Below are 20,693 nucleotides of genomic sequence, written 5' to 3'. Positions count from 1 at the left end.
CCCATAGGCACCGCACCGCCGCCCCGGGCCGGCACCAGATCACCGAACGAGCCACCGGACATCCAGCGCCCCGACCGATCTGCGGACATGGTCTTCTCCTCGCCGACGTTCCTTTTCCTGTTCCTGCCGCTGACCCTGCTGGCGTACCTGCTGGTGCCCCTGTCGTGGCGGAACACCTGCCTCCTGCTCGCCAGCATCGTGTTCTACGTGTGGGGAGCCGGCGGCCACGTTTTCGTCCTGCTCTACGTGGCCCTGGTCAGTTTCTCCGGCGCCCGCCTGGCCGGCCAGGCCCGTCGGCGGGCGGCCGACGGACGGCCGACCTCGCGCACCGCCGTGGCCGGCCTGATCCTGCTGGTCCTGGTCCCGATCGGGCTCTACAAGTACCTGCCCCCGGTCAGCGACTTCATCGCCGGCACCGCCTGGCCGGGCGCCCCACAGATCCACTGGGCCCTGCCCCTGGGCATCTCCTTCTTCACCTTCCACGCCATCTCGTACGTGGTCGACGTGGGCCGCGGCGGCCTCACCCCGGAGCACTCCGGGCGCGACTACCTGCTCTACCTCTTCCTCTTCCCGCACCAGATCGCCGGGCCGATCGTGCGGTACTCGGAGATCGCCAAGGAGCTCAAGGACAGCCGCGAGGTCACTCTGGGCAACGCCACCTACGGCCTGACCCGGTTCGCCTGGGGGCTGACCAAGAAGGCCTACATCGCCGACTCGTGCGGTGTGGTGGCCGATGCGGCATTCAGCACCCCGGCCGGGAGTTTCGACTCCGGCACCGCCTGGATCGGGGCCGGGGCCTACGCCCTGCAGATCTATTTCGACTTCAGCGGCTATTCGGACATGGCCATCGGACTGGCCGCAATCTTCGGTTTCCGGTTCCCCGAGAATTTCCGTTCGCCCTATACCTCCACCGGCCCCGCAGATTTCTGGCGACGCTGGCACATCACCCTCTCGCGCTGGTTCCGCGATTACGTCTACATTCCTCTCGGCGGCAACCGGCACGGGATCCGCCGCGAGTACGCCGCCCTGCTGATCACCTTTCTGCTCACCGCGCTCTGGCACGGTGCGACCTGGGGATTCCTGGTGTGGGGCGGTCTGCACGGCCTGGCCCTGCTCGCCGAGCGTGTCACCGGACTGCACCGCAGCCCCCCGGGACGGCTCTCGAGGTGGCCGCGACGTGCGGCGATGGCGTTCTTCGTGGTCCTCAGCTGGGTGCCGTTCCGGGCCCCGACACTGACCGACGCGGTCGGCGTCTGGGAGGCGATGTTCGGTTTCTCGGGAGGCGCACCATCACCAGACGTCCTGATCACACTGACCCCGTGGAATCTCACCGCTCTGGGACTGGGGATGCTGGTGTTTCTCATGCCCCGGAATGTCACGGGTTTCCAGCTGGTCCACGGCGGGCATTCCGGGCAACTGCGATTCCGCTATCCGATGGCTGCGGTCACCGCGCCGGTCCTGCTCTCGGTTGCGGTGATCTCGGTGCTCTGGCTCGATTTCAGCCCGTTCCTGTACTTCCAGTTCTGATTGTTCTGCCATGCTGTGGGCCGTGGGCCGAACCATCATCCTTCCGGACGACGACGAACCCCCGAACCCGCCCGGCGAGAGCGACCGGGCGGTCGAGCCGATCGGATCGTTCGGCCGGTTCGGCTCCGGGCCCGGCGCGTCGCCTTCCCACCCGACCCCCGTGCAACATCACTCTCAGCAACGCCCGTCCGGGCTGGCCGTCCGGGTCGCCGAGCATCCCGACCGGCTCGAGGTCATCCATCACCCGGCTCCGGACCCGGCCGTGGCTGACCCCACCGAGCCCGCCGAAACCACCGAGCCCGACGAGCCCGGAGAGCCCGACGAACCGGGCCCGGCCGCCGAGGCCCCAGAACCGCAGAGCCCGGCCCCACCGACGAAAACCGGGCCCCGCTCAGCCACGCAGGAACTCGACGAACTGCTGGCCCGGTTCAGCGCCGAGCGCCGCCGCAGGCGCAGCGTGAGGGCCGCCCGGGTGCTGGTCGCCCTGTTCGCCGCCGCCCTGCTCGCGGTCTGGCTGCTCAAGCCGCCCCTGCCCTGGGGCGCCGAGAACCGTGACCGCGCCGCCTTCCCCCACGTGACCCCCTCCGGCCTGCTCAGCGGGGCCGACAGCAAGCAGACCGACGAGGCCCTGCGCGACCGGCTGGCGTTGCGCCAGTACGTCACCGAGGCGATCGGCCAGGCCTCCCGCGACCGCCTGGGCACCAGCCTCAACCCGGCCGTGGTGCTCGGCCGCCACCGGACCCCGTTCCTCTCCGAGGACTTCACCCTGCCCTGCCGGTTCGACTTCGACCCGGCCCCGGTCGACGCCGGGCTGCAGCGGCTCACCGGGATCGCGGCCGGCACCGAAAAGTCGATCATGGTGGCGATCGCTCCGGACAAGTCGGCGATCATGAGCGCCGACCTCGGCTCCCGCGCCGACGCCCTGCTGGCCTGCTCCGACCAGGTGCGCCGGCAGACCGAGCAGACCTGGGGCGGGCACCCCGACGGGCCGGTGGTGATCTCCTGGGACCAACTGCAGGCGGCGCACGACGCCCGGCCCGGCTCGGTCTTCCAGAAGGGCGACAGCCACTGGACCAGCGAGGGCGCCCTGGTCTGGTCGAAGACCGTGATCGACGCCCTGATCGCCCGGGACGAGGCGCCCGAGGCCCTGGCCGGGGCCCCCAAGGCGGTCCAGGTGCAGGACGAGAAGGCCGACAACGACCTCTACCGGCTGATGGGCATCTCGCGGAACACGACCGTGCCGGTGTACCAGGTCCTGCGCGACGACGTGACGATCCGGGCGAAGACCGAGAAGTCGCCGTCGGGGCGGGGAGTGGCGGTCTTCCGGGCCTGGTCCACCACCGCGCCGATGATCAAGGGCCGCACCCTGGTGGTGAACGACTCGTTCATCTCCCGCGCCGAGGGCCTGCTCGCGCCCTACTTCACCCACCTCGAGGTGATGCACTGGTCGGACTTCCTGACCGCGGTGCAGCAGGACGACCTGCCCGGGTTCGACCGGATCATCATCGAGACGGTGCAGCGGGGCTGGCCGCAGCGGGCCGGCTGGCTGGCCGAGGGGCAGCCGATGCACGAGGCCCTGGCCCGGGAACTGGCCACCCCGACGAAGAAGAAGCCGTCAGGTTCGTGAGCCGCGAAAAGCCACGAGCAGGGCGCACAACAGCACGGCCACCAACCCGGCCCCACCTCCGTAGGTAGACACCAGGTAGGCCAGCGAGCCGGTGCCCAGCGAGTCAGTCACACTGGCCCACAACCCGACCGCCGCACCAATTCCCGCGCACGCCAGCACAATCGTCCATACTCCGATCGAAATGGCCGGGCGCAGAGCGGCTATCCGCTGGGCGCCCGGCTGCGGGGCTGTGCGCAGCCACCATCGCCCCAACACCCAGGCGATCAGCATTAACCCCAGCACACTGCTCGCGTACTGCCCCCAGCGGTACCCCGCCAGGATTCCGTGCTGTTCCGCCAGCCACGGAATGTTCTCGGTGCCCCAGCGGCCAGGGTGCGTGAACTCGTCCCACACCACGTGGGTGATCGCACCGACCCACAGCGACGCCACGACCAGGGCAATCGCGCGCGGGCTGGCCCAATGAGCACGCAGTGGCACCGGCAACTCGGGGCCGAGCCGGTCGCGCAGGGCCGACGGCGCCACGGCCACCGCCAGCGGCACGATCAGCGCCTGCCAGAGCACGAACGCCACCAGCCCCATGGCCAGGTCGAAACCCAGGATGCCGAGCGCGGAATGGCTGACCTCCGACCACCGCCAGCGCACCGGATCGGGCAGCGCCAGGTAGTACAGCAGGTCGGGACTCATGCTGCCGATCACCAGCGCAGACGGCACCAGGGGCGTGCGGAGCAGAGGAAGTACTGCTGCGGGGTGACTGCCCGTGAATGGCACCACTTGCTCCTAAGGGCGGGTATTGGGGGTCGCTGCCGTAGCGAGGAGGTGCCCGGTGGCAGTCTGGCAAGCCGTTGGGGCCCCCTCGTAGCGGTGTTCTACGTGGGGGCCCCAACGGCGCAGTCCAGACTGCCACCGGGTGCCCCGCAGTAGGCATGGACCCCCAATACGCGCCCTAAGTCACACTGACTGGGGGTTGCCCCGAAATGCGCGATCACCTACGCGGCCCCATGATCATCCCAACGCCCGGTGATCACCGGGCCAGGATCGTCCTCACCCTTGGGGACCCTCACCAGGAGGTAACCATGCTCGCGATCGCTGCCGCGGTGGTCTTCGGCCTTGCGCTCCTGCTCGACTTCGCGAACGCCGACCTCGGTGACGCGTTCACGAACACGACCCTGACGACGCTGGGCCTGTTCCTGCTGGCCCTGCACTTCGCCGGTGTCGGCGTGGGCGCCCGCAGCCGGATCGGTTCCCGTCGCTGATCCTCGCAGTCACCTCACCCCGGGCAGCGTGCTGCCCGGGGTGAACTGCTCTGCGGGTGGTTCAGTAACGCGGCTGGCTCGGGTCGATCTCGTCGATCCAGGCCAGGACGCCTCCGGGCACGTGGAGCACGTCGCTCACCCCGGCTTCCCGGGCCAGTTCGAGAGCCTGCGCCGAACGGCCCCCGCTCTTGCAGTGCAGAACCAACGGACGTCCGTCGGCGACTTCTGTGAGGAGCGCACCGACGTCTCCAGTTCGAAGCACTGAAAGCGGCAACCCGACCGCCCCGGGGATCGAGGCGATCCGTCGCTCTTCGGGTTCCCGGACGTCTACCAGGACGAAATCGTCCTGCCCACGTTCGCGTCGCTCAAGTCTGCGGGCGAGCTCACCAACGCTCAGATCACCAATTGAAGACGCTGGTGGGCCTACCCCACAAAAGGCCTCGTAGTCTTCGGAGAGTTGGGTGACAGGGGCCGAATCCGGCGCCGGCCGCACCCGGATCGTCTGCCAGGTCATGCCCATCGCGTCGAACAGCATGATGCGGCCCAGCAGGGGTTCGCCGACCCCGGTGATCAGTTTGATCGCTTCCGTCGCCATCACCGAGCCGATGGCAGCGCAGGTCACCCCCAGCACTCCACCCTCGGCGCAGGAAGGCACCGAACCGGGCGGCGGCGGGGTGGGGTGCAGGTCTCGGTAGGTGACCGGCTCGTACCCCTCGCCGGGCTGCGACCAGAACACCGAGACCTGCCCGTCGAAGCGGAACACCGAGCCCCAGACCAGCGGCACCCCGGCCACTGCGCAGGCGTCGCCGACCAGGTAGCGGGTGGCGAAGTTGTCGGTGCCGTCGATGACCAGGTGGTGCCCCTGGATCAGCTCCAGCGCGTTCTCCGGGGTGATCCGGGTGTGGTGGGGCTGCACCGTGACCAACGGGTTCAGCTCGGCCAGAGCCGCCACCGCGCTCTGCACCTTGGGCGTACCGGCTGCCGCTGCGGCGTGCAGCACCTGCCGATGCAGGTTGGACAGCTCCACCGAGTCGTCGTCGACCACGCTGATCGAGCCCACCCCGGCGGCGGCCAGATAAGTGAGCACCGGGCTGCCCAGTCCACCGGCCCCGACCACCAGCACCCGGGCGTTCTTCAGCCGGCGCTGGCCCGCTGAACCGAGCCCGGGCAGCAGCACCTGCCGCGAGTAGCGGGTCAGCTCGTGCGCGGTCAGCTCCGCACCGGGCCCGACCAGCGGCCTCACGGGTGCGGCCAGGGGTTGGGACGGCAGCCCAGCAGGCCCTTGGTCTGCTGCATCATCAGCGGCGCGAGTTCGCCCTTGCCGGCGCAGTACTCGTGCCCGTGCCCGAGCGCATGACCGACCTCGTGGTTGACCACGTACTGACGGTACCCCTCGCGGTTCTTCTTGTACTCGGGGATGGCCTTGACCCAGCGGTAGTTGGTGAGCACCACCCGGTCGCCGTTGCGGCAGGACAGCTTGCCCATGGTCTGCAGCGGCCGGCACAGCTCGGCCGAGGTCTGCGGGCTGGCCAGGGTGACGGTGGTGAAGGCCTGGCCGGCGTCGTCGGTGCGGGCGAAGCGCCGGGTGCCCTTCTCGGTCCAGCTGCGCCTGTCGTTCAGCGTGGCCAGGACGAAGTCGGCGAACTTGTCACCGTCGATCTTCAGGCCCTTCTCCACCTGGATCCGGACCTTGATCACCTGGCCCTTGCCGGGGGCCTTGGTGCTGCCCTTGACGGTCTGCAGCTTGCCCGAGGCCTTCCACTTCACCTTGGCCGAGAGCACCCCCGCGTTCACGTCCTTCTGAGTGAGCCCCTTGGGCAGCGACGTGGCCGGTTCGCTGGGGGCAGCGTCGGACTCACCGGCCGCCGTGGGTTCGGCAGTCGCCGCAACTGCGGATTCCGGCGGCGTGGACGACGGGGTGGAAGTCTGCGCCGAGGAGTCGTCGGACGATCCGCCGGGCAGGGCGCCGCAGCCGGCCAGGGTGAGCATCACCACCGCCAGGGGCAGGGCCATCGATGTTGCGAGCCGCTTACCCGTGCGCATCCGCCGCTTCTTCCTTTCACCCACGCCAGTTCCGCCTCGCACGCTACCCGCCCGGGTCGTGACGTCCGAGTCCGGAGGGCAGCCGGGTGACGGAGGTGACTACGGCCCGACCGGAACGGCAGGCTGGGACCCACCCAGGAACAGCCGTGACTACACCGAGGAGGCGGTTAGGGACCCGCAGGTAGCGGCTATACCCCGTTGCGTGATGATGAAACGTGGGAACGATCACCCGAATGGACGTCCCTCCCGGCGCAGAGTGTCTACTCGCGGTGGGATTTGGTAACGCCTCGTAGCCTTACAATCACTTAAAGCATCGGAATCGCGGGGGCGCAGCCGAAGCGTCTTAGCATCCGCTGACGGGCACTGATGCGGGGAGGCAAGAAATGTCGACACCAGAGGTGCGCTCGCGCGGAACCAGGCTGCCGAGAACGGCACGCCGCAGCCAGTTGCTCGGAGCAGCGCGAGAGGTATTCGTGGCCCAGGGCTACCACGCGGCGGCGATGGACGAGATCGCCGAGCGCGCCGGGGTCAGCAAGCCGGTCCTCTACCAGCACTTCCCGGGCAAGCGTGAGCTCTACCTGGCCCTGGTCGAGCAGCATTCCGCCGAGGTGGTGGAACTGCTGCGCGGAGCCATCGAGAACACCCCGGACAACAAACAGCGGGTGGCCAACGCCCTGGGCGCCTTCTTCGACTTCATCGACCGGGAGAACGAGTCGTTCCGGCTCATCTTCGAGTCCGACCTGACCAACGACCCGGACGTGCGCGGCCGGGTGGAGGCGGTCAACGACCAGTGCGGCCGGATGATCGCCGAGGTGATCCACGAGGAGACCGGGCAGCCCTGGCCGGAGTGCGAGCTGATCGGCATCGGCCTGTCCGGGATGGCCCACGTGGCCGCGCGCTTCTGGCTGCAGAAGGGGCGCCCGATGCCCCGGGAAGACGCCGTGCGCCTGCTGGCCGGCCTGAACTGGCGCGGCATCGGCGCCATCCCGCTGCACGAGGAACGGGCCGAGGAGCGACTGGACGGCACGGCGAACCCGGTCGTCCCGGTGGCCGACCTCACCGGTCTGGGCGAGAGCCAGGAGACCGCGGGCCGGCCCTGAGACCGCTGCGCAGGCCCGCGAGCACCCCGGGCAATTCCGCTGTTGGCTAAGCCGAGCGTGCCACCGGGACCGGCAGGCCCGCTGCCGGTTAGGCTCATCCCGACCAGTCGGAAAAGCTGCGCTGCCCCGCGAGGGGGCCGGCCAGGACGGAAGGGGCCACTCGCGTGGAGGTCAAGATCGGCGTCCGGGACATCCCGCGCGACATCGTGCTGGAGTCACCCGACTCGGCCGAGTCCGTCGTGAACGCGGTCGAGGCCGCGATCAACTCGAGCTCGCTGCTGCGTCTGAAGGACGACAAGGGCCGCCTCATCGTCGTGCCGGGCACCCAGATCGGCTACGTCGAGATCGGCGCGGAGGAAACCCGCCGGGTCGGTTTCGGCACGCTGTAGCACCACCGCACCACGAACACCGCAGTACGCACCACGAAGGCGCCGTTCTCGCTGGAGAGCGGCGCCTTCGCCGTCCGGGCCGCGCTAGGCGGACAGACCCATCTGCGCCATCCGCCGGGTGTGCTGCTCGGTGATCCGGCTGAACATCGAGACGATGCCGGCCAGGCCCATGCCCGGGTGCTCCCCGGTGCCGGTGAGCAGGGTGGAGAAGGTGTCGCGGTCGGCCGCCACCCGCTGGCCCTGGCTGAGCGCCTCACCGACCAGGCGGCGGGCCCACAGCGCCAGCCGGCTGCCCTGGATCGGGTCCTCACCGATCGCCTGGCGCACCTCCTGCAGCACGAACGACGAGCGCTGGTCCGACTCCAGGGTGCCCAGCACCAGGTCGCGGGTGTCCGGGTCGAGGTAGGTGGTGATCTCCCGGTAGAAGTCCGAGGCGATGCCGTCGCCCACGTAGAACTTCACCAGGCCCTCGAGCCAGGTGGAGGGCCGGGTGCGCTCGTGGAAACCGTCCAGCGCCTCGACGAACGGGGCCATCGCCTCCTCCGGGTCGGCCCCGATCTCGACCAGACGGGCGCGCAGCCGGTCGTAGTGCGCGAACTCGGTGGCGGCGAGCCCGGCCACGGCCGCCTTGGCCGCCAGCCGCGGGGCCAGGTCCGCGTCGCCGGAAAGGCGGATGAATGCACTCAGTTCACCGTAGGCCAGTGTGCCCAATAGGTCGACGACGGCCGCCCGGTATGCCGGATCGGTGAACCTGTCCTCCTGCTGCTCCATGGACAGGAGGGTACTGAGCCCCCCGACCAGGTAGGATCAGTCAGTTAGAGGTACCTGCTACACCTGCCAGACCCCTGTACGTGGATGACCGGTCGCTCACACGGTCGGCTTCCGAATGCCGCAGCGCGGCCCGCCGGAGCGCCTTTCTCCCTCCGCCACCCCACCGGGGTCGGCGCGGTCCGGCCCGCAGGCCAGCGCCCCCGAAGAGTTAGGCACCGCGTGTCCGCTTCATCCAGTAACCCCACCGACCGGCCGGACGAGAACCCCGCCCTCGACCTCGAGAACGCCGGCGAGATCGTCGCCGTCGTCGAGGACGAGGTCAAGCCCGGCGCCCAGGCCCCGGGCTGGGCCGACCTCGGCACCGACCCGCGCGTCACCGAGGCCCTGCTCAAGGCCGGGATGAGCGCCCCGTTCCCGATCCAGGCGATGACGCTGCCGGTGGCGATCGCCGGCAGCGACGTGATCGGCCAGGCCAAGACCGGTACCGGCAAGACCCTGGGCTTCGGCATCCCGCTGCTGCACCGGGTGGTCGGCCCGAAGGACGAGGGCTTCGCCGAGCTGGCCGCCCCGGGCGCCCCGCAGGCCCTGGCCATCGTGCCCACCCGGGAGCTGGCCACCCAGGTCGCCGAGGACCTGAAGGTCGCCTCGAAGAACCTGAGCGCGCGGATCCTCACCGTCTACGGCGGCCGGGCCTACGAACCGCAGGTCGAGGCGCTGAAGAAGGGCATCGAGGTGGTCGTCGGCACGCCCGGCCGGCTGCTCGACCTGGCCCAGCAGGGCCTGCTGAACCTGGCCCACGTGCGCACCCTGGTGCTCGACGAGGCCGACGAGATGCTCGACCTGGGCTTCCTGCCCGACGTCGAGAAGCTGATGTCGCTGACCCCCGACGGCCGTCAGACCCTGCTGTTCTCGGCCACCATGCCGGGCGCCGTGGTGTCGCTGGCCCGCAAGTACATGACCCAGCCCACGCACATCCGGGCCTCCGACCCGGACGACTCCGGCGCCACCGTGCTGGCGATCGCCCAGTTCATCTATCGCGCCCACGCGATGGACAAGGTCGAGATGCTGGCCCGGCTGCTGCAGTCCGAGGGCCGCGGCCTGTCGATCATCTTCACCCGCACCAAGCGCACCGCCGCCAAGGTCGCCGAGGAACTGGCGATGCGGGGCTTCGCCGCCGCGGCGATCCACGGTGACCTCGGGCAGGGGGCCCGGGAGCAGGCGCTGCGCGCCTTCCGCAACGGCAAGATCGACGTGCTGGTGGCCACCGACGTGGCGGCCCGGGGCATCGACGTGGAGAACGTCACCCACGTGGTCAACTACGCCTGCCCGGAGGACGAGAAGACGTACCTGCACCGGATCGGCCGCACCGGCCGGGCCGGCAACACCGGGGTCGCGGTCACCTTCGTCGACTGGGACGACCTGCACCGCTGGATGATGATCGACAAGGCGCTCGACCTGGGCATCCCGGAGCCGGCCGAGACGTACTCCTCGTCCGAGCACTTCTTCGAGGACCTGAACATCCCGGCCGGGGTCCGCGGCACCCTCCCCCGGGCCTCGCGCACCCGCGCCGGCCTCGACGCCGAAGAGCTGGAAGACCTGGGCGAGACCGGCAAGCGCGGTGGCGGTACCCCGACCCGTTCCTCTGGCTCCGGCGGGTCCCGTCGCGACGCACGCGACTCGAAGGACGGCGGGCGCGGCTCGCGCTCCCGCAGCCGTACCCGGTCCGAGGGCTCCGACGAGTCCCAGGCTCCCGAGGTCACCGGCGGCGACCCGGAGACGTCGGGCGAGGAGACGCCGCGGCGTACCCGCACCCGTCAGCGTCGCCGCACCCGGGCCGGTGTCCCGGTCGAGGCGGGCGAAGCGTCCGAGACGTCCGAGGCCGTCGAGAGCGTGGAGGTCGGCGAGGCCACCGCGGTCGTCGAGTCGACCACCGAAGACGCCGACCCCGAAGGTGCCGAGGCCCAGCGCCGGCGCCGTCGTCGGCGCCGGGGCGGCCGGGGTTCGGGCTCGTCCAGCGCGGCCCCCGCCGAGAGCGCGTCGGCCGGTTCCACCGACAGCTGAGCATCGAGAACCGAAGTGGCCCGCGCCTTCCGGCGCGGGCCACTTTCGTTCCGTACCGGGTGGGTGCCGGTCGAGGGCTCAGAGTGCCTCGGCGTCGGCCTGCCCGTGCCCCGAGACGGGCGGGCGCAGGCTGGTGTGCATGCGGGAAGTGCGGGCCGGAGCGACTTTACGGCCGCCGAACCGCCAGGCCCGCAGCAATCCGTCGGCGATCCGGAAGTAGGCCCGGGCCCCCGACGAGCTGGGCGAGGTGCCGACGATGGTGGCGCCCACGCTGGGGGCCTCGGCGAACTTCACCGAGCGCGGGATCGGGTTCAGCACCGGCACCCGGTAGCGGCGCTTGACGTCGCCGAGCACGGCCCGGGCGTGCACCGAGCGCTTGTCGTACATGGTGGGCAGCAGCCCCCGCACCCGCAGCCGCGGATTGAGCAGCCGGTGCACGTCGGCCACCGTGTCCAGCAGCTGGCCCACCCCCCGGTGGCTGAGCATCTCGCACTGCAGCGGCACGATCACCTCGTCGGCCGCCGCCAGCGCGTTCAGCGTGAGCAGGCCCAGGCTGGGCGAACAGTCGAGCAGGATCACGTCGTAGGTGGAGAGCACCTCTTCCAGGCCCCGGCGCACCACGAACTCACGCTGCGGGGCCGGCAGCAGCATGGCCTCCGCCGCCAGCAGGTCGATCGTCGAGGGCACCAGGTCCATGCCCTCGCTGGTGCGCAGCCGCGCGGCCGGCAGCTCGACCTCGCCGCGGACCACGTCGGAGATCGAGTACTCCACCACGTCCGGGTCGATGCCCAGGCTGAAGGTGAGCGACGACTGCGGGTCGAGGTCGATCAACAGCACGCGCAGCCCCCGCAGCACGAACGCGGCGCCGAGCGAGGCCACCGTGGTGGTCTTGGCGACGCCACCCTTCTGGTTGGCGACGGCGATTACGCGGCCCATGCATCTGCTCCCGGAGACGGCGGGCCGGAAAGACCCGCTTTCAGACTATCGACTGCCTGTGTCCCGATGGGCCGTCGGTGGGCTCGACAGGCGATCAAGGGTCGAATCCGACAGTCTTTACCCCATGGCAGCGAGCGCGACGGATGACAGCTGGGAACGGAGCAGTGCCCTTCTACCTCTGACCGGGGCCGCACGGTTCGATCTCGACGAGGTCGAGCACGCCCCCGGCCGTCGCCGGCGAACCACCGTGGAAACCGCTGCCGGGCGAGCCCGACGGGCCTGGGGACAGGGACAGGTGGAGCAGACTCGAGCGCATCACGAAGAGCCGCCGCGGCTGGAGCAGTGGGACTACCTGGAGCACCCGGCCGACACCGGCCGCGCCGAGGACCACGAGGCCGAGCCGGAGACCGACCACGAGGCCGACCAGGCCGGTCAGTGGGGGCTTTTCGGCCCCCGCACGGTCACCTGGCGGGTGCACTCCGACCCGCTGATCGGCCTGGCCACCCTGCGGGCCCTGACCATGCAGGTGCTGCACCCCGAGGGCATGGCGAACGTGTTCGCCACCGCCCGCCGGGTGGACGACCCGTGGGACCGGCTGCAGTGGGCGCAGCGTCACATCGGCGCGGTGATCTTCGGCAACAGCATCGAGGCCGCGATGACCGGCGCGCGGCTGCGCGCGGTGATGGGCCAGGTCGTCGGTTTCGCCGGCGACGGTGACGAGTTCCGCGGCGACGACGAGGATCTCGTGCTGTGGATGCACTGCTGCCAGGTCGCCTCGTTCGTGGAGGTGACCCGGCGCGGTGGCCTGGCGCTCACCGACGCCGAGCACGAGACGTACCTCGCCGAGCAGCTGCGCACCGCCGCGGTCTGGGGCCTGGAGCCCGACCGGGTGCCGGCCACCCGCCGCGACCTGACCCGGTACTTCCGCCGGATGCGGCCCAAGCTGCGGATGACGCACGAGGCCCGGGCGTTCATCGGCTCGCTGGTCAGCCCGGCCGTGCCCGCCCTGCTGGCGATGACCCAGCGCAACCGGCCGAACTGGGCCCCGGTGGCCGGTCTGGCCTGGTCGTCGCAGCCCAACTGGGCGCGGGCCATGTACTCGTCCATGCCCGGTGACGGCGCCGGCGCACTGGCCCCGGCCGCCGCCACGGTGGCCCTGCACTCCCTGCGCGACGAACTGCACCGCACCCGCCACTGAACCGTCGCGCTCAGGCGCGCACCGACGTCCTCAAGCTCTTGATCAAAAGGGCTTGAGGACGTCGGTGTGCCCGGACCGGATCGCGTCAAGTATGCGATCAGTCACGCAACGTCCCGATTCGACTCCCCTGTCTGCGGTTCTGCCACTAACCTGGGCCCGTTCCGATCTGCTCATCGAGGCGACGAGGCGGTCCGCGGATGAACCGATTGCCTGCGCCCGGCAGCCGGGCCGGAGTCGACCACGAGCTGCTCGACCAGCTCGCTGCCCAGGTGCGCACCCTGGCCGACGCCTACCTCACCCAGCCTCCGCTCGCCCTGGTCGGCCCGGTCTGGCAGCTGCGGCGCGAGGTGTTCGAGCTCCTGGAGAAGAGCCGGCGGCCCAGCCTGACCGCCCCGCTGTACTCCCTGGCCGGGCGGCTGTGCGCGCTGATCGCCCACGCCAGCGCCGATCTCGGTGATCCGGTGGCGGCCGAGACCAACACCCGCACGGCCTGGTTGTGCGCCGAACTGGCCGACGACGACTCGCTGAGGGCCTTTCTGCGCTGGGTGCAGTCGAACGTGGCCTACTGGGGCGGCGACTACCCGCTCGCGGCCCAGATCGCGCACAGCGGGCGGCGTCACGCCACCAAGGGCAGCAATCTGCTGCGCCTGGTCAGCGCGGAGGCCCGGGCCTGGGCCGCGTGCGGCGAGACCCGGCAGGTCGAGGCCGCGCTGACGGTGGCCCGGGCAGCCCGGGAGAACGACGGGGTGGACGACCAGCCCGGCGTGTTCCGGTTCAGCCCGGCCAAGGCGGCCTACTACGCCAGCGAGGCCTGGCTGGCCCTTGGTGGCGAGAGCAACGCGCGGCTGGCCGTACGCGAGGCCGGTGAGTCGCTGCAGCTGCTCGAGGCCGCCGTCCCGGCCCAGCGCTCCCCCGAACTGCTGGCCGCCGCCCGGCTCGATCTCTGCAATGCCCACCTGGCCCTGTCCGACCTGGACGCGGCCGCCGCCGAGCTGCGCTCGGTGCTCGCCCTGCCCGCCGACAACCGCACCGGGCCGATCGTCGGCCGGGTCGTCGCGGCGGCACACACCCTCGAATCCGGCGTTTTCACCCGTTCGGCCCTATCGCGGGAGCTACTGGGCGAGATCGCCTTGTTCCGGGCCTATCCGGCGCGGCGGGACCTCTCCGACGCACTGAGCTGACCGAGCCGGAAGCCGTCCGTCCTCGAGGCTCTGCGAAGGGATCCGCATCGTGCCCGTTCCGAACACCTCCGCCCGCCCTCTGCAGGTCGCGGTCTGCGGCCCCCGCAACTGCACCGAACAACAGGCCGAGGCCGCCCGGCGGGTCGGGGTGCTCCTGGCCGAGGCCGGAGCAGTGGTGATCTGCGGCGGGGGCACCGGGGTGATGGCCGCGGTGGCCGCCGGCGCGCGTTCGGCGGGCGGGCTGGTGGTCGGCATCCGCCCCGGCGCCGATCGCGAGGGGGCGAGCCCGGACCTGTCGGTCACCGTGGTCACGAACATCGGGGAAGCACGCAACGCCGTCATCGTCTGGAGCGCCGACGCGGTGATCGCGGTCGGCGGCTCCTGGGGCACGCTGAGCGAGGTGGCGCTGGCCCGGCGACGCGGCGGGGTGCCGGTGGTGGTGCTGGACGGCTGGCGGGTGGTGGGGCCGGACGGCAGAACTGTGGACGACGGCATCGCCTACGTGGAGAGCGCCGAGGAAGCAGTGAGCCGGGTCCTGGTCACGACCTGACTGCGGTCCAGGCCGGTCGCTCCTCGGAGGCGGCCCGCCCTTCCGGGCAAGACCGCCGGAAGTCGCAGAACGAGCAGCCGGGGCCCGGTTTCGGCGGGAACACCGTGTCGTCCCGGCGGCCGGCGGCGAACTCGGCGTCGGCCGCGGCCGCCGCGGCGCCCAGCGCATCGGCCTCGGCCAGCTTGCGTTCCAGCCCGGCCAGGTCGTAGCGGGCCACCGCCCGGGTGCCGGTGGGCAGGTGGTGCAGCTCGACCTGCAGGCACGGCCGCCGGTAGGTGCGCGCGGTGGCGACCGCGTAGACGGCCAGGGCCAGGCTGGCGAAGGCGTCCTCCTCGGTGGGCTCGTGCCGCCCGGTCTTGTAGTCGACCACCACCAGCTCGTCGTCGCGCAGGTCGATCAGGTCGACCCGGCCGGACAGGGCCAGCCGCTCGGTGTGGGCGCTGACCGTCTGCTCCACCCCGGCCGGCTGCGCCAGCGGATCGGTCGGCGACTCGAACAGGTAGTTGCGCACCCAGTCCACGGCCCGCCGGCCTGCGGCGGCCGACTGCTCCCGGTCGGCGAAACCGTCGTTCAGCCAGCGCCTGCGCACCAGCTGATAGGCGAGCTCCGGGTCCCGGCGTTCGGGCGGGGTGGCCCACCAGTCGGCCAGGGCCGAGTGCACCGCTGCGCCGATGCTGGTGTGGGCCCAGACCTGGCCCCTCGAGGGCGAGGGCCGGTCGAGGTAGGTGAACCGGTAGCGGCGCGGGCAGGTGCGCCAGTTGACCAGGCGGGTGGGCGTGCAGGAGTAGAGCGGTTCCGGCATGCCCAGCAGTTCGAGCTGGTCGTTCACCCGCGGATCACCCGCGACGGGGTACCGAGGGCGATGATCTTCTCCAGTACCTCCGGCGCGGTGGTGTTCTCGGCGATCCGGTTGACCTTGCCGGTGCCGTGGTAGTCGCTCGAGCCGGTGGTGAGCAGGCCGAGCTCGGCGGCCAGCCCGCGCAGCACCGCCTTGTCCGGCTCCTCGTGGTCCCGGTGGTCCACCTCCAGCCCGACCAGCCCGGCCTCGGCCAGGTCGGCGATGTCCTGGTCGGAGACCAGCCACCCGCGCTTGCCGGCCCGCGGGTGCGCCATCACCGGCACCCCGCCGGCGGCCCGCACCAGGCGCACGATCAGTTCCGCCTCGGGCGCGTGATAGGGCAGGTAGTAGGGCGAGCGGCCGTTCAGCACGGTGGCGAACGCCTCGTCCCGGGTGGCCACCGCACCGGCCTCGATCAGCGCGTCGGCGATGTGCGGCCGGCCCACCGCGGCGTCCGGCTCGCACTGCCGTTGCACGTCGGCCCAGGTGATGGCGAAGTCCTTGGACAGCCGCCGCACCATCCGCTCGGCCCGGGTCAGCCGGTCGGCCTTGGTCTGCTCCTGCTCGGCCAGCAGCGCCGGGTCGGCCGGGTCGTGCAGGTAGGCCAGCATGTGCACCCCGATCCCCCGCATCTGGCAGGAGATCTCGGCGCCGGGCAGCAGGGTCAGCCCCAACCGCCGGGCCACCTCGCCCGCGGCCGGGATGCCCGCGGTGGTGTCGTGGTCGGTCAGTGCGACGACGTCCAGCCCGGCCGCGGCGGCCGCCTCCATCACCCCGGCCGGGGTGTCGGTACCGTCCGAGGCGCTGGAGTGGACATGCAGGTCGATTCGCACGCAGGTCAGCGTAGGCGGGGAGTGAGCGGGCCGCAGGGCAGGTCCGGCTCGGTCTCCTCGTTGCGGGCGTCGACCAGGCAGAACCGGTTCAGCAGGGCCAGCGCGGCCGAGCTCGGCCAGGCCAGCAGCCAGAGCCAGACCCCGGAGGCCTCGCCCACGTAGGCCAGGCCGCCGTCGACCGGCACCGACCACAGCGGCACCTCGTGGTCGTCGGCCTCGAGCTTGATCTCGGCCGGGTCGTGCGCCGCCTTGTCGGCCAGCATCGGGCCCGGGTCGACCCCGCGGAGCCCGGCCAGGTGCGCCCCCAGGCCGATGCCCGGCTGCTCCGCCACGAACATCAGGTCGACGGTGGGCTCCTCGTCCCCCACCTCCGGCAGCGGGTGCGGCCCGGAGACCGCGACCACGCAGGCCACCGTGCCGCCGGCGCCCGCTCCGGCCCACTGCAGACCGGTGACCTCCCAGCCCTGCGGCAGCGGGCGCGGCATCCAGACCGGCACCAGCGAGTCGAGCGCGACCTGTCGGATCAGTTTCTGCGTGGGCGCCTGGGCGGGGCCGACCGGCACCACCGGGCCGTGTTCCTCACAGGTCCAGCTGGCCGTGTGCTCGCCCGGCTCCCGGGCGACCGCACCACACCGGGGGCAGGTCCGCAGAAGGGTCACACACCGACGGTTCCTTGCCCGGCGCCGCAGGTCAAGCCGCCGCGCGTGCCATCTGGTGATCCAGCGCCGAACCGGCCGCCGGGCGGCGCAGCACCCTTCGAACGGCCCAACCGGAACGGCCGCCGACCGCCGGAAAGCTCCTGAACCCGCGAAACCCCGCTGACCGGTCCCGGGCCGAGACGGCAGAATGTTGCCCATGAGCGAGAACGAACCCGTTGTGCAGGGCCCTGAGGGCGAATCCGCGAAACCTCAGGAGGTCGAGCACCGGGAGAGGCCGAACTCACCGGCCTTCCGCGCGTTCATCGCCTCCGGCTGGGCCCCGCGTCCCTCCGAGCTGCCGGCCCGCCTGCCCGCCGCGGCCTACGCCGCCGAGCGCCGGGCCCGTCTGGCCGCCGAACTCCCGGGCGAGCGCCTGGTGCTGCCGGCCGGGGTGTTCCGGGTGCGCAGCAACGACACCGACCACCGCTTCCGCCCGCACTCGGCCTTCGCCCACCTCACCGGGCTGGGCACCGACCGGGAGCCGGACGCGGCGCTGGTGATCGAGCCCACCGCCGAGGGCTTCGAGGCCGTCCTCTACGTGCAGCCGCGGGCCGAGCGCGACTCCGAGCAGTTCTACGCCGACCCCCGCTACGGCGAGCTCTGGGTGGGCGTGCGCCCCAGCCTGGAAGAGGTCGAGGCGGAGACCGGTCTGACCTGCCGCCCGCTGGCCGACCTGCGCGAGGCGGTCACCAAGGACGTGGGTGCGGTGCCGGTGCGGGTGCTGCGCGAGGCCGACCCGGGTCTGGACGAGGCGCTGGCCGAGGCCCGGGAGGCGGCCGGGGTGGACGCCGCCGAGGCGCTCACCGCCGACCACGACCTGGCCCGCATCGTGTCCGAGCTGCGCCTGGTGAAGGACGAGTTCGAGGTCGCCGAGATGCGCCGGGCGGTCGACGCCACGGCCCTCGGCTTCGCCGACATCGTCCGCGCACTGCCCGAGGCGGTGGCCTCGGTGCGCGGTGAGCGGGTGGTCGAGACGGTGTTCGAGAGCCGGGCCCGGCGCGAGGGCAACGGCGTGGGCTACGACACCATCGCCGCCTCCGGCCCGCACGCCTGCACCCTGCACTGGATCCGCAACGACGGCCCGGTGCACGAGAACGACCTGGTGCTCGTCGACGCCGGGGTCGAGGTGGACACGCTCTACACCGCAGACGTCACCCGCACCCTGCCGGTCTCCGGCAAGTTCACCGAGCCGCAGCGCCGGGTCTACCAGGCCGTGCTCGACGCCGCCGACGCCGCGTTCGCCGCCGCCCGGCCGGGCGTGAAGTTCCGCGAGGTGCACGCCGCCGCCATGCAGGTGATCGCCCGCACGCTGGCCGAGTGGGACCTGCTGCCCGGCACCGCCGAGGAGTCGCTGGGCAAGGAGGGCCAGTTCCACCGCCGCTGGATGGTCCACGGCACCAGCCACCACCTCGGCATCGACGTGCACGACTGCGCCCAGGCCCGCAAGGAGATGTACCTGGACGCCGAGCTGCAGCCGGGCATGGTCTTCACGATCGAGCCGGGCCTGTACTTCGGCCCGCACGACCTGCTGGCCCCGGAGGAACTGCGCGGCATCGGGGTCCGGATCGAGGACGACGTGCTGGTCACCGCCGACGGGGTGGAGAACCTCTCGGCCGGTCTCCCGCGCCGGCCGGACGAGATCGAGGCGTGGATGGCCTCCCTGCGCGACTGAACCACCGCCTGACCGGCGGCCGAGCGCCTTCGGTCGCCGACGACGTCCTCGAACAGCCCGCCCCGAAGCCTTCGGGGCGGGCTGTAACGCTTTGGTCGTCCCGGACGATAAGTACGTGGGCGCAGGCCTGGATGACACCGTTCGGCGCACGTGTTCACGCAGCACCGACCTGACGGTCACCCGGTCTTCGGACGGATGTCCAGCTTTCGGTCGGTACTGGTGCTACCCGAGGGTTAGCATGAGCCCGGTCGAACGCCGTTCCGGCCGCCCGTACGGCTGATCAAGGGCGCAGTCGCACGGTCGATGATGCTTTTCGGCGAAGGTCCCGGATGAGGGAGGTGAGATCGGTGCCGTCCAGAGATGACACCCCTGCCAGTACCGACTCCCCCGCGGATCGCGAGCTCCGGGCCGCCGGAGCTCCCACTGGGTTGCGCCTGACCTGACGTAGCCCACCGCGGGTCTGCCTTTGCAACGGGAGGTGACCCCCTCATGGCTCGCACGAACCGCACCGGCCTCGCCCGGTCCCTGGCCCTTCCCCGGCCTCAGCTGCGCAATGTCTACCCCGCGCTGCGCTACGGCCCCCTCGACGTGCTCAAGGAACGCATCGAGCACGAGTCCGACAAGACGGGCGGGCTTCTCGACGCCGCAGTCGACTGGGGTCTGTACTGCAACGGCCGCCGGGTCCAGTCCGGCGACTTCCCGCAGGCCGTCGAAGTGGCCCAGCAGGGCGAGGGTTTCGTCTGGCTCGGCCTGCACGAACCCTCCTCCGAGCAGCTCGAGCAGCTCGGTGAGGTCTTCTCGCTGCACCCGCTCGCCCTGGAGGACGCGGCCAGCCCGCGCCAGCGGCCCAAGCTGGAGCGGCACGAGAGCGACATGTTCCTGGCCATGCGCACCCTGGCCTACCTCGACTCGACCGACCGCGACGCCGGTGGCGACGTGGTCGAGACCGGCGCCGTCATGGTGTTCGTGGGCGACTGGTTCGTGATCACCATCCGGCACGGCAAGGCCGCCGCGCTGGCCGGCCTGCGCCGCCGGCTGGAGGGCGACCAGGAGCAACTGGCCCTGGGCCCCTCGGCGGTGCTGCACGCCGTGGCCGACAAGGTGGTCGACGACTACCTGGCCGTGGTCGACGCGGTCCAGCAGGACCTGGAGGAGATCGAGAGCACGGTGTTCGCTCCCCGCGGCAACACCGACATCGAGCGCATCTACCAGCTCAAGCGCGACGTGATCGAGATGAAGCGCACGGTGCAGCCGCTGGCCGCGCCGCTGCGTGAGCTCTCCGAACGGCCGCGCCGGCTGATCCACGCCGAGATCCGCGAGTACTTCCGCGACGTGTCCGACCACCTGGCCCGGGTGCACGAGCAGGTGGCCAGTTTCGACGAGCTGCTCACCTCGATCCTGCAGGCCGGTCTGGCCCGGGTCTCGATCGCGGAGAACGAGGACATGCGCAAGATCTCGGCCTGGGTCGCGATCGCCGCGGTCCCGACCATGATCGCGGGCATCTACGGGATGAACTTCGAGCACATGCCGGAACTGCAGCAGACCTGGGGTTATCCGGCGGTGCTGACGCTGATGGCGACGATCTGCGGGGGTCTCTTCCGCGGGTTCAAGCGCAACGGCTGGCTCTAGATCGAATTATGGACGCTTCTGGGCCTTGGGCGCGCTGGGGTTCGATCACGGACGTCCCCGGCTTGCGAGTGGGGCACGCCCAGCGTGTTGGTGACGGCTGGCTGAGTGGGGTCACTGCGGTGATCCCACCACCCGGCACGGTCGGTGCGGTCGACGTGCGGGGCGGCGGGCCGGGCACCCACGAGACCGACGCCCTCGACCCGACCACGCTGGTGCCCACGGTAGACGCCGTGACCCTCACCGGCGGAAGCGCTTTCGGCCTGGCCAGCGCGGGCGGCGTGCAACGCTGGTGCCTGGAGCAGGGCCTCGGCTTCGCCGCTGGCCCGGTCCACGACCCAACATCGATCCGGGTACCCATCGTGCCCGCCGCCGCAGTGTTCGACCTCG

General features: G+C 71.4%; 20 protein-coding genes. 12 read left to right on the top strand and 8 right to left on the bottom strand.

Annotated elements, in window-relative coordinates:
* Positions 1 to 87 precede the first annotated feature (87 nt).
* Both QSK18_RS09115 and QSK18_RS09110 read left to right on the top strand, forming a co-directional pair.
* The gene (locus tag QSK18_RS09115) at positions 88 to 1,527 is read left to right on the top strand and encodes an MBOAT family O-acyltransferase (protein ID WP_232809217.1); all 1,440 of its coding nucleotides are present in this window, start codon (positions 88 to 90) and stop codon (positions 1,525 to 1,527) included.
* 22 nt (positions 1,528 to 1,549) lie between these two features.
* Complete coding sequence (locus QSK18_RS09110) at positions 1,550 to 3,154, top strand: alginate O-acetyltransferase AlgX-related protein (protein ID WP_285617753.1); 1,605 nt, start codon at positions 1,550 to 1,552, stop codon at positions 3,152 to 3,154.
* On the opposite strand, the gene QSK18_RS09105 is transcribed toward QSK18_RS09110, so the two are convergent.
* Positions 3,143 to 3,922, bottom strand: coding sequence for a DUF4184 family protein (locus tag QSK18_RS09105; protein WP_285617751.1), 780 nt, complete (start codon positions 3,920 to 3,922; stop codon positions 3,143 to 3,145). The two genes, QSK18_RS09110 and QSK18_RS09105, sit on opposite strands and share 12 nt — an antisense overlap.
* A gap of 305 nt (positions 3,923 to 4,227) precedes the next feature.
* Here QSK18_RS09105 and QSK18_RS09100 point away from each other — a divergent pair, with 305 nt between their 5' ends.
* Positions 4,228 to 4,407 carry a hypothetical protein gene (locus QSK18_RS09100; protein ID WP_232809219.1) on the top strand — a complete coding sequence of 60 codons (180 nt, stop codon included), beginning with the start codon at positions 4,228 to 4,230 and terminating at the stop codon, positions 4,405 to 4,407.
* A 61-nt stretch (positions 4,408 to 4,468) separates the two neighbouring features.
* Here QSK18_RS09100 and moeB read toward each other — a convergent pair whose 3' ends face one another.
* Together moeB and QSK18_RS09090 are read right to left on the bottom strand one after the other, a co-directional pair.
* Positions 4,469 to 5,650, bottom strand: coding sequence for a molybdopterin-synthase adenylyltransferase MoeB (gene moeB, locus QSK18_RS09095; RefSeq protein WP_285617747.1), 1,182 nt, complete (start codon positions 5,648 to 5,650; stop codon positions 4,469 to 4,471).
* Positions 5,647 to 6,450 (bottom strand): DUF3152 domain-containing protein, encoded by an 804-nt coding sequence (locus tag QSK18_RS09090; protein ID WP_232809221.1) that lies wholly within the window; start codon positions 6,448 to 6,450, stop codon positions 5,647 to 5,649. The genes moeB and QSK18_RS09090 overlap by 4 nt, the downstream gene beginning before the upstream one ends.
* A 383-nt stretch (positions 6,451 to 6,833) precedes the next feature.
* On the opposite strand from QSK18_RS09090, the gene QSK18_RS09085 reads away from it, so the two are divergent.
* Together QSK18_RS09085 and QSK18_RS09080 are read left to right on the top strand one after the other, a co-directional pair.
* On the top strand, positions 6,834 to 7,550 hold the full coding sequence (locus tag QSK18_RS09085) for a TetR/AcrR family transcriptional regulator (protein ID WP_285617746.1): 717 nt from the start codon (positions 6,834 to 6,836) through the stop codon (positions 7,548 to 7,550).
* Between the two features lie 164 nt (positions 7,551 to 7,714).
* Positions 7,715 to 7,939: a DUF3107 domain-containing protein gene (locus QSK18_RS09080; RefSeq protein ID WP_232809223.1), complete on the top strand. Its 225-nt coding sequence runs from the start codon at positions 7,715 to 7,717 to the stop codon at positions 7,937 to 7,939.
* Positions 7,940 to 8,023: 84 nt separating this feature from the next.
* On the opposite strand, the gene QSK18_RS09075 is transcribed toward QSK18_RS09080, so the two are convergent.
* Entirely contained in the window at positions 8,024 to 8,710 is a 687-nt protein-coding gene (locus QSK18_RS09075; RefSeq protein WP_232809224.1) for a ferritin-like fold-containing protein, read from the bottom strand.
* Between the two features lie 219 nt (positions 8,711 to 8,929).
* Here QSK18_RS09075 and QSK18_RS09070 point away from each other — a divergent pair, with 219 nt between their 5' ends.
* The gene (locus QSK18_RS09070; protein ID WP_232809225.1) at positions 8,930 to 10,771 is read left to right on the top strand and encodes a DEAD/DEAH box helicase; all 1,842 of its coding nucleotides are present in this window, start codon (positions 8,930 to 8,932) and stop codon (positions 10,769 to 10,771) included.
* 78 nt (positions 10,772 to 10,849) lie between these two features.
* Here QSK18_RS09070 and QSK18_RS09065 read toward each other — a convergent pair whose 3' ends face one another.
* Entirely contained in the window at positions 10,850 to 11,707 is an 858-nt protein-coding gene (locus tag QSK18_RS09065) for a ParA family protein (RefSeq protein WP_232809226.1), read from the bottom strand.
* 295 nt (positions 11,708 to 12,002) lie between these two features.
* Between QSK18_RS09065 and QSK18_RS09060 the strand changes: the two genes are divergently transcribed.
* The 3 genes from QSK18_RS09060 to QSK18_RS09050 all read left to right on the top strand — a co-directional run bounded on the left by QSK18_RS09060 (position 12,003) and on the right by QSK18_RS09050 (position 14,636).
* Positions 12,003 to 12,905 carry an oxygenase MpaB family protein gene (locus QSK18_RS09060; protein ID WP_285617745.1) on the top strand — a complete coding sequence of 301 codons (903 nt, stop codon included), beginning with the start codon at positions 12,003 to 12,005 and terminating at the stop codon, positions 12,903 to 12,905.
* Positions 12,906 to 13,102: 197 nt separating this feature from the next.
* Complete coding sequence (locus QSK18_RS09055) at positions 13,103 to 14,086, top strand: NsdA family TPR-like regulatory protein (protein WP_285617744.1); 984 nt, start codon at positions 13,103 to 13,105, stop codon at positions 14,084 to 14,086.
* A 49-nt stretch (positions 14,087 to 14,135) separates the two neighbouring features.
* Complete coding sequence (locus QSK18_RS09050) at positions 14,136 to 14,636, top strand: TIGR00725 family protein (protein WP_232809229.1); 501 nt, start codon at positions 14,136 to 14,138, stop codon at positions 14,634 to 14,636.
* Here the strand turns inward: QSK18_RS09050 and QSK18_RS09045 are convergent.
* The 3 genes from QSK18_RS09045 to QSK18_RS09035 are packed head-to-tail and all read right to left on the bottom strand — an operon-like array spanning position 14,626 to position 16,966.
* Entirely contained in the window at positions 14,626 to 15,465 is an 840-nt protein-coding gene (locus QSK18_RS09045; RefSeq protein WP_285617743.1) for a RecB family exonuclease, read from the bottom strand. The genes QSK18_RS09050 and QSK18_RS09045 overlap by 11 nt on opposite strands.
* Positions 15,462 to 16,307 carry a PHP domain-containing protein gene (locus tag QSK18_RS09040; protein ID WP_232809231.1) on the bottom strand — a complete coding sequence of 282 codons (846 nt, stop codon included), beginning with the start codon at positions 16,305 to 16,307 and terminating at the stop codon, positions 15,462 to 15,464. The genes QSK18_RS09045 and QSK18_RS09040 overlap by 4 nt, the downstream gene beginning before the upstream one ends.
* A gap of 5 nt (positions 16,308 to 16,312) precedes the next feature.
* Positions 16,313 to 16,966: a DUF6758 family protein gene (locus QSK18_RS09035; protein ID WP_232809232.1), complete on the bottom strand. Its 654-nt coding sequence runs from the start codon at positions 16,964 to 16,966 to the stop codon at positions 16,313 to 16,315.
* A 196-nt stretch (positions 16,967 to 17,162) separates the two neighbouring features.
* On the opposite strand from QSK18_RS09035, the gene QSK18_RS09030 reads away from it, so the two are divergent.
* From QSK18_RS09030 to QSK18_RS09020, 3 genes are all read left to right on the top strand, one after another.
* A complete protein-coding gene (locus tag QSK18_RS09030) occupies positions 17,163 to 18,677 on the top strand; it encodes an aminopeptidase P family protein (RefSeq protein ID WP_232809233.1) in 1,515 nt (504 codons plus the stop codon).
* Positions 18,678 to 19,166: 489 nt separating this feature from the next.
* Positions 19,167 to 20,306 carry a magnesium/cobalt transporter CorA gene (corA, locus tag QSK18_RS09025; RefSeq protein ID WP_285617742.1) on the top strand — a complete coding sequence of 380 codons (1,140 nt, stop codon included), beginning with the start codon at positions 19,167 to 19,169 and terminating at the stop codon, positions 20,304 to 20,306.
* A gap of 8 nt (positions 20,307 to 20,314) precedes the next feature.
* The coding region (locus tag QSK18_RS09020; RefSeq protein WP_285617741.1) for a P1 family peptidase at positions 20,315 to 20,693 on the top strand (379 nt) is incomplete at its 3' end.

The sequence above is a fragment of the Kineosporia sp. NBRC 101677 genome, assembly GCF_030269265.1.
Lineage (GTDB): Bacteria > Actinomycetota > Actinomycetes > Actinomycetales > Kineosporiaceae > Kineosporia > Kineosporia rhizophila.
Note: the sequence above shows the minus strand (reverse complement) of the source record. Positions and strands in the feature narration are given on the sequence as shown.

What these genes read in the sequence shown, in the direction of transcription:
- QSK18_RS09115 (WP_232809217.1), top strand. Translation starts at nt 88, where the DNA reads ATGGTCTTCTCCTCGCCGACGTTCCTTTTCCTGTTCCTGCCGCTGACC.
- QSK18_RS09100 (WP_232809219.1), top strand. Translation starts at nt 4,228, where the DNA reads ATGCTCGCGATCGCTGCCGCGGTGGTCTTCGGCCTTGCGCTCCTGCTC.
- QSK18_RS09090 (WP_232809221.1), bottom strand. Translation starts at nt 6,450, where the DNA reads ATGCGCACGGGTAAGCGGCTCGCAACATCGATGGCCCTGCCCCTGGCG.
- QSK18_RS09085 (WP_285617746.1), top strand. Translation starts at nt 6,834, where the DNA reads ATGTCGACACCAGAGGTGCGCTCGCGCGGAACCAGGCTGCCGAGAACG.
- QSK18_RS09075 (WP_232809224.1), bottom strand. Translation starts at nt 8,710, where the DNA reads ATGGAGCAGCAGGAGGACAGGTTCACCGATCCGGCATACCGGGCGGCC.
- QSK18_RS09065 (WP_232809226.1), bottom strand. Translation starts at nt 11,707, where the DNA reads ATGGGCCGCGTAATCGCCGTCGCCAACCAGAAGGGTGGCGTCGCCAAG.
- QSK18_RS09055 (WP_285617744.1), top strand. Translation starts at nt 13,103, where the DNA reads ATGAACCGATTGCCTGCGCCCGGCAGCCGGGCCGGAGTCGACCACGAG.
- QSK18_RS09030 (WP_232809233.1), top strand. Translation starts at nt 17,163, where the DNA reads ATGAGCGAGAACGAACCCGTTGTGCAGGGCCCTGAGGGCGAATCCGCG.
- corA (WP_285617742.1), top strand. Translation starts at nt 19,167, where the DNA reads ATGGCTCGCACGAACCGCACCGGCCTCGCCCGGTCCCTGGCCCTTCCC.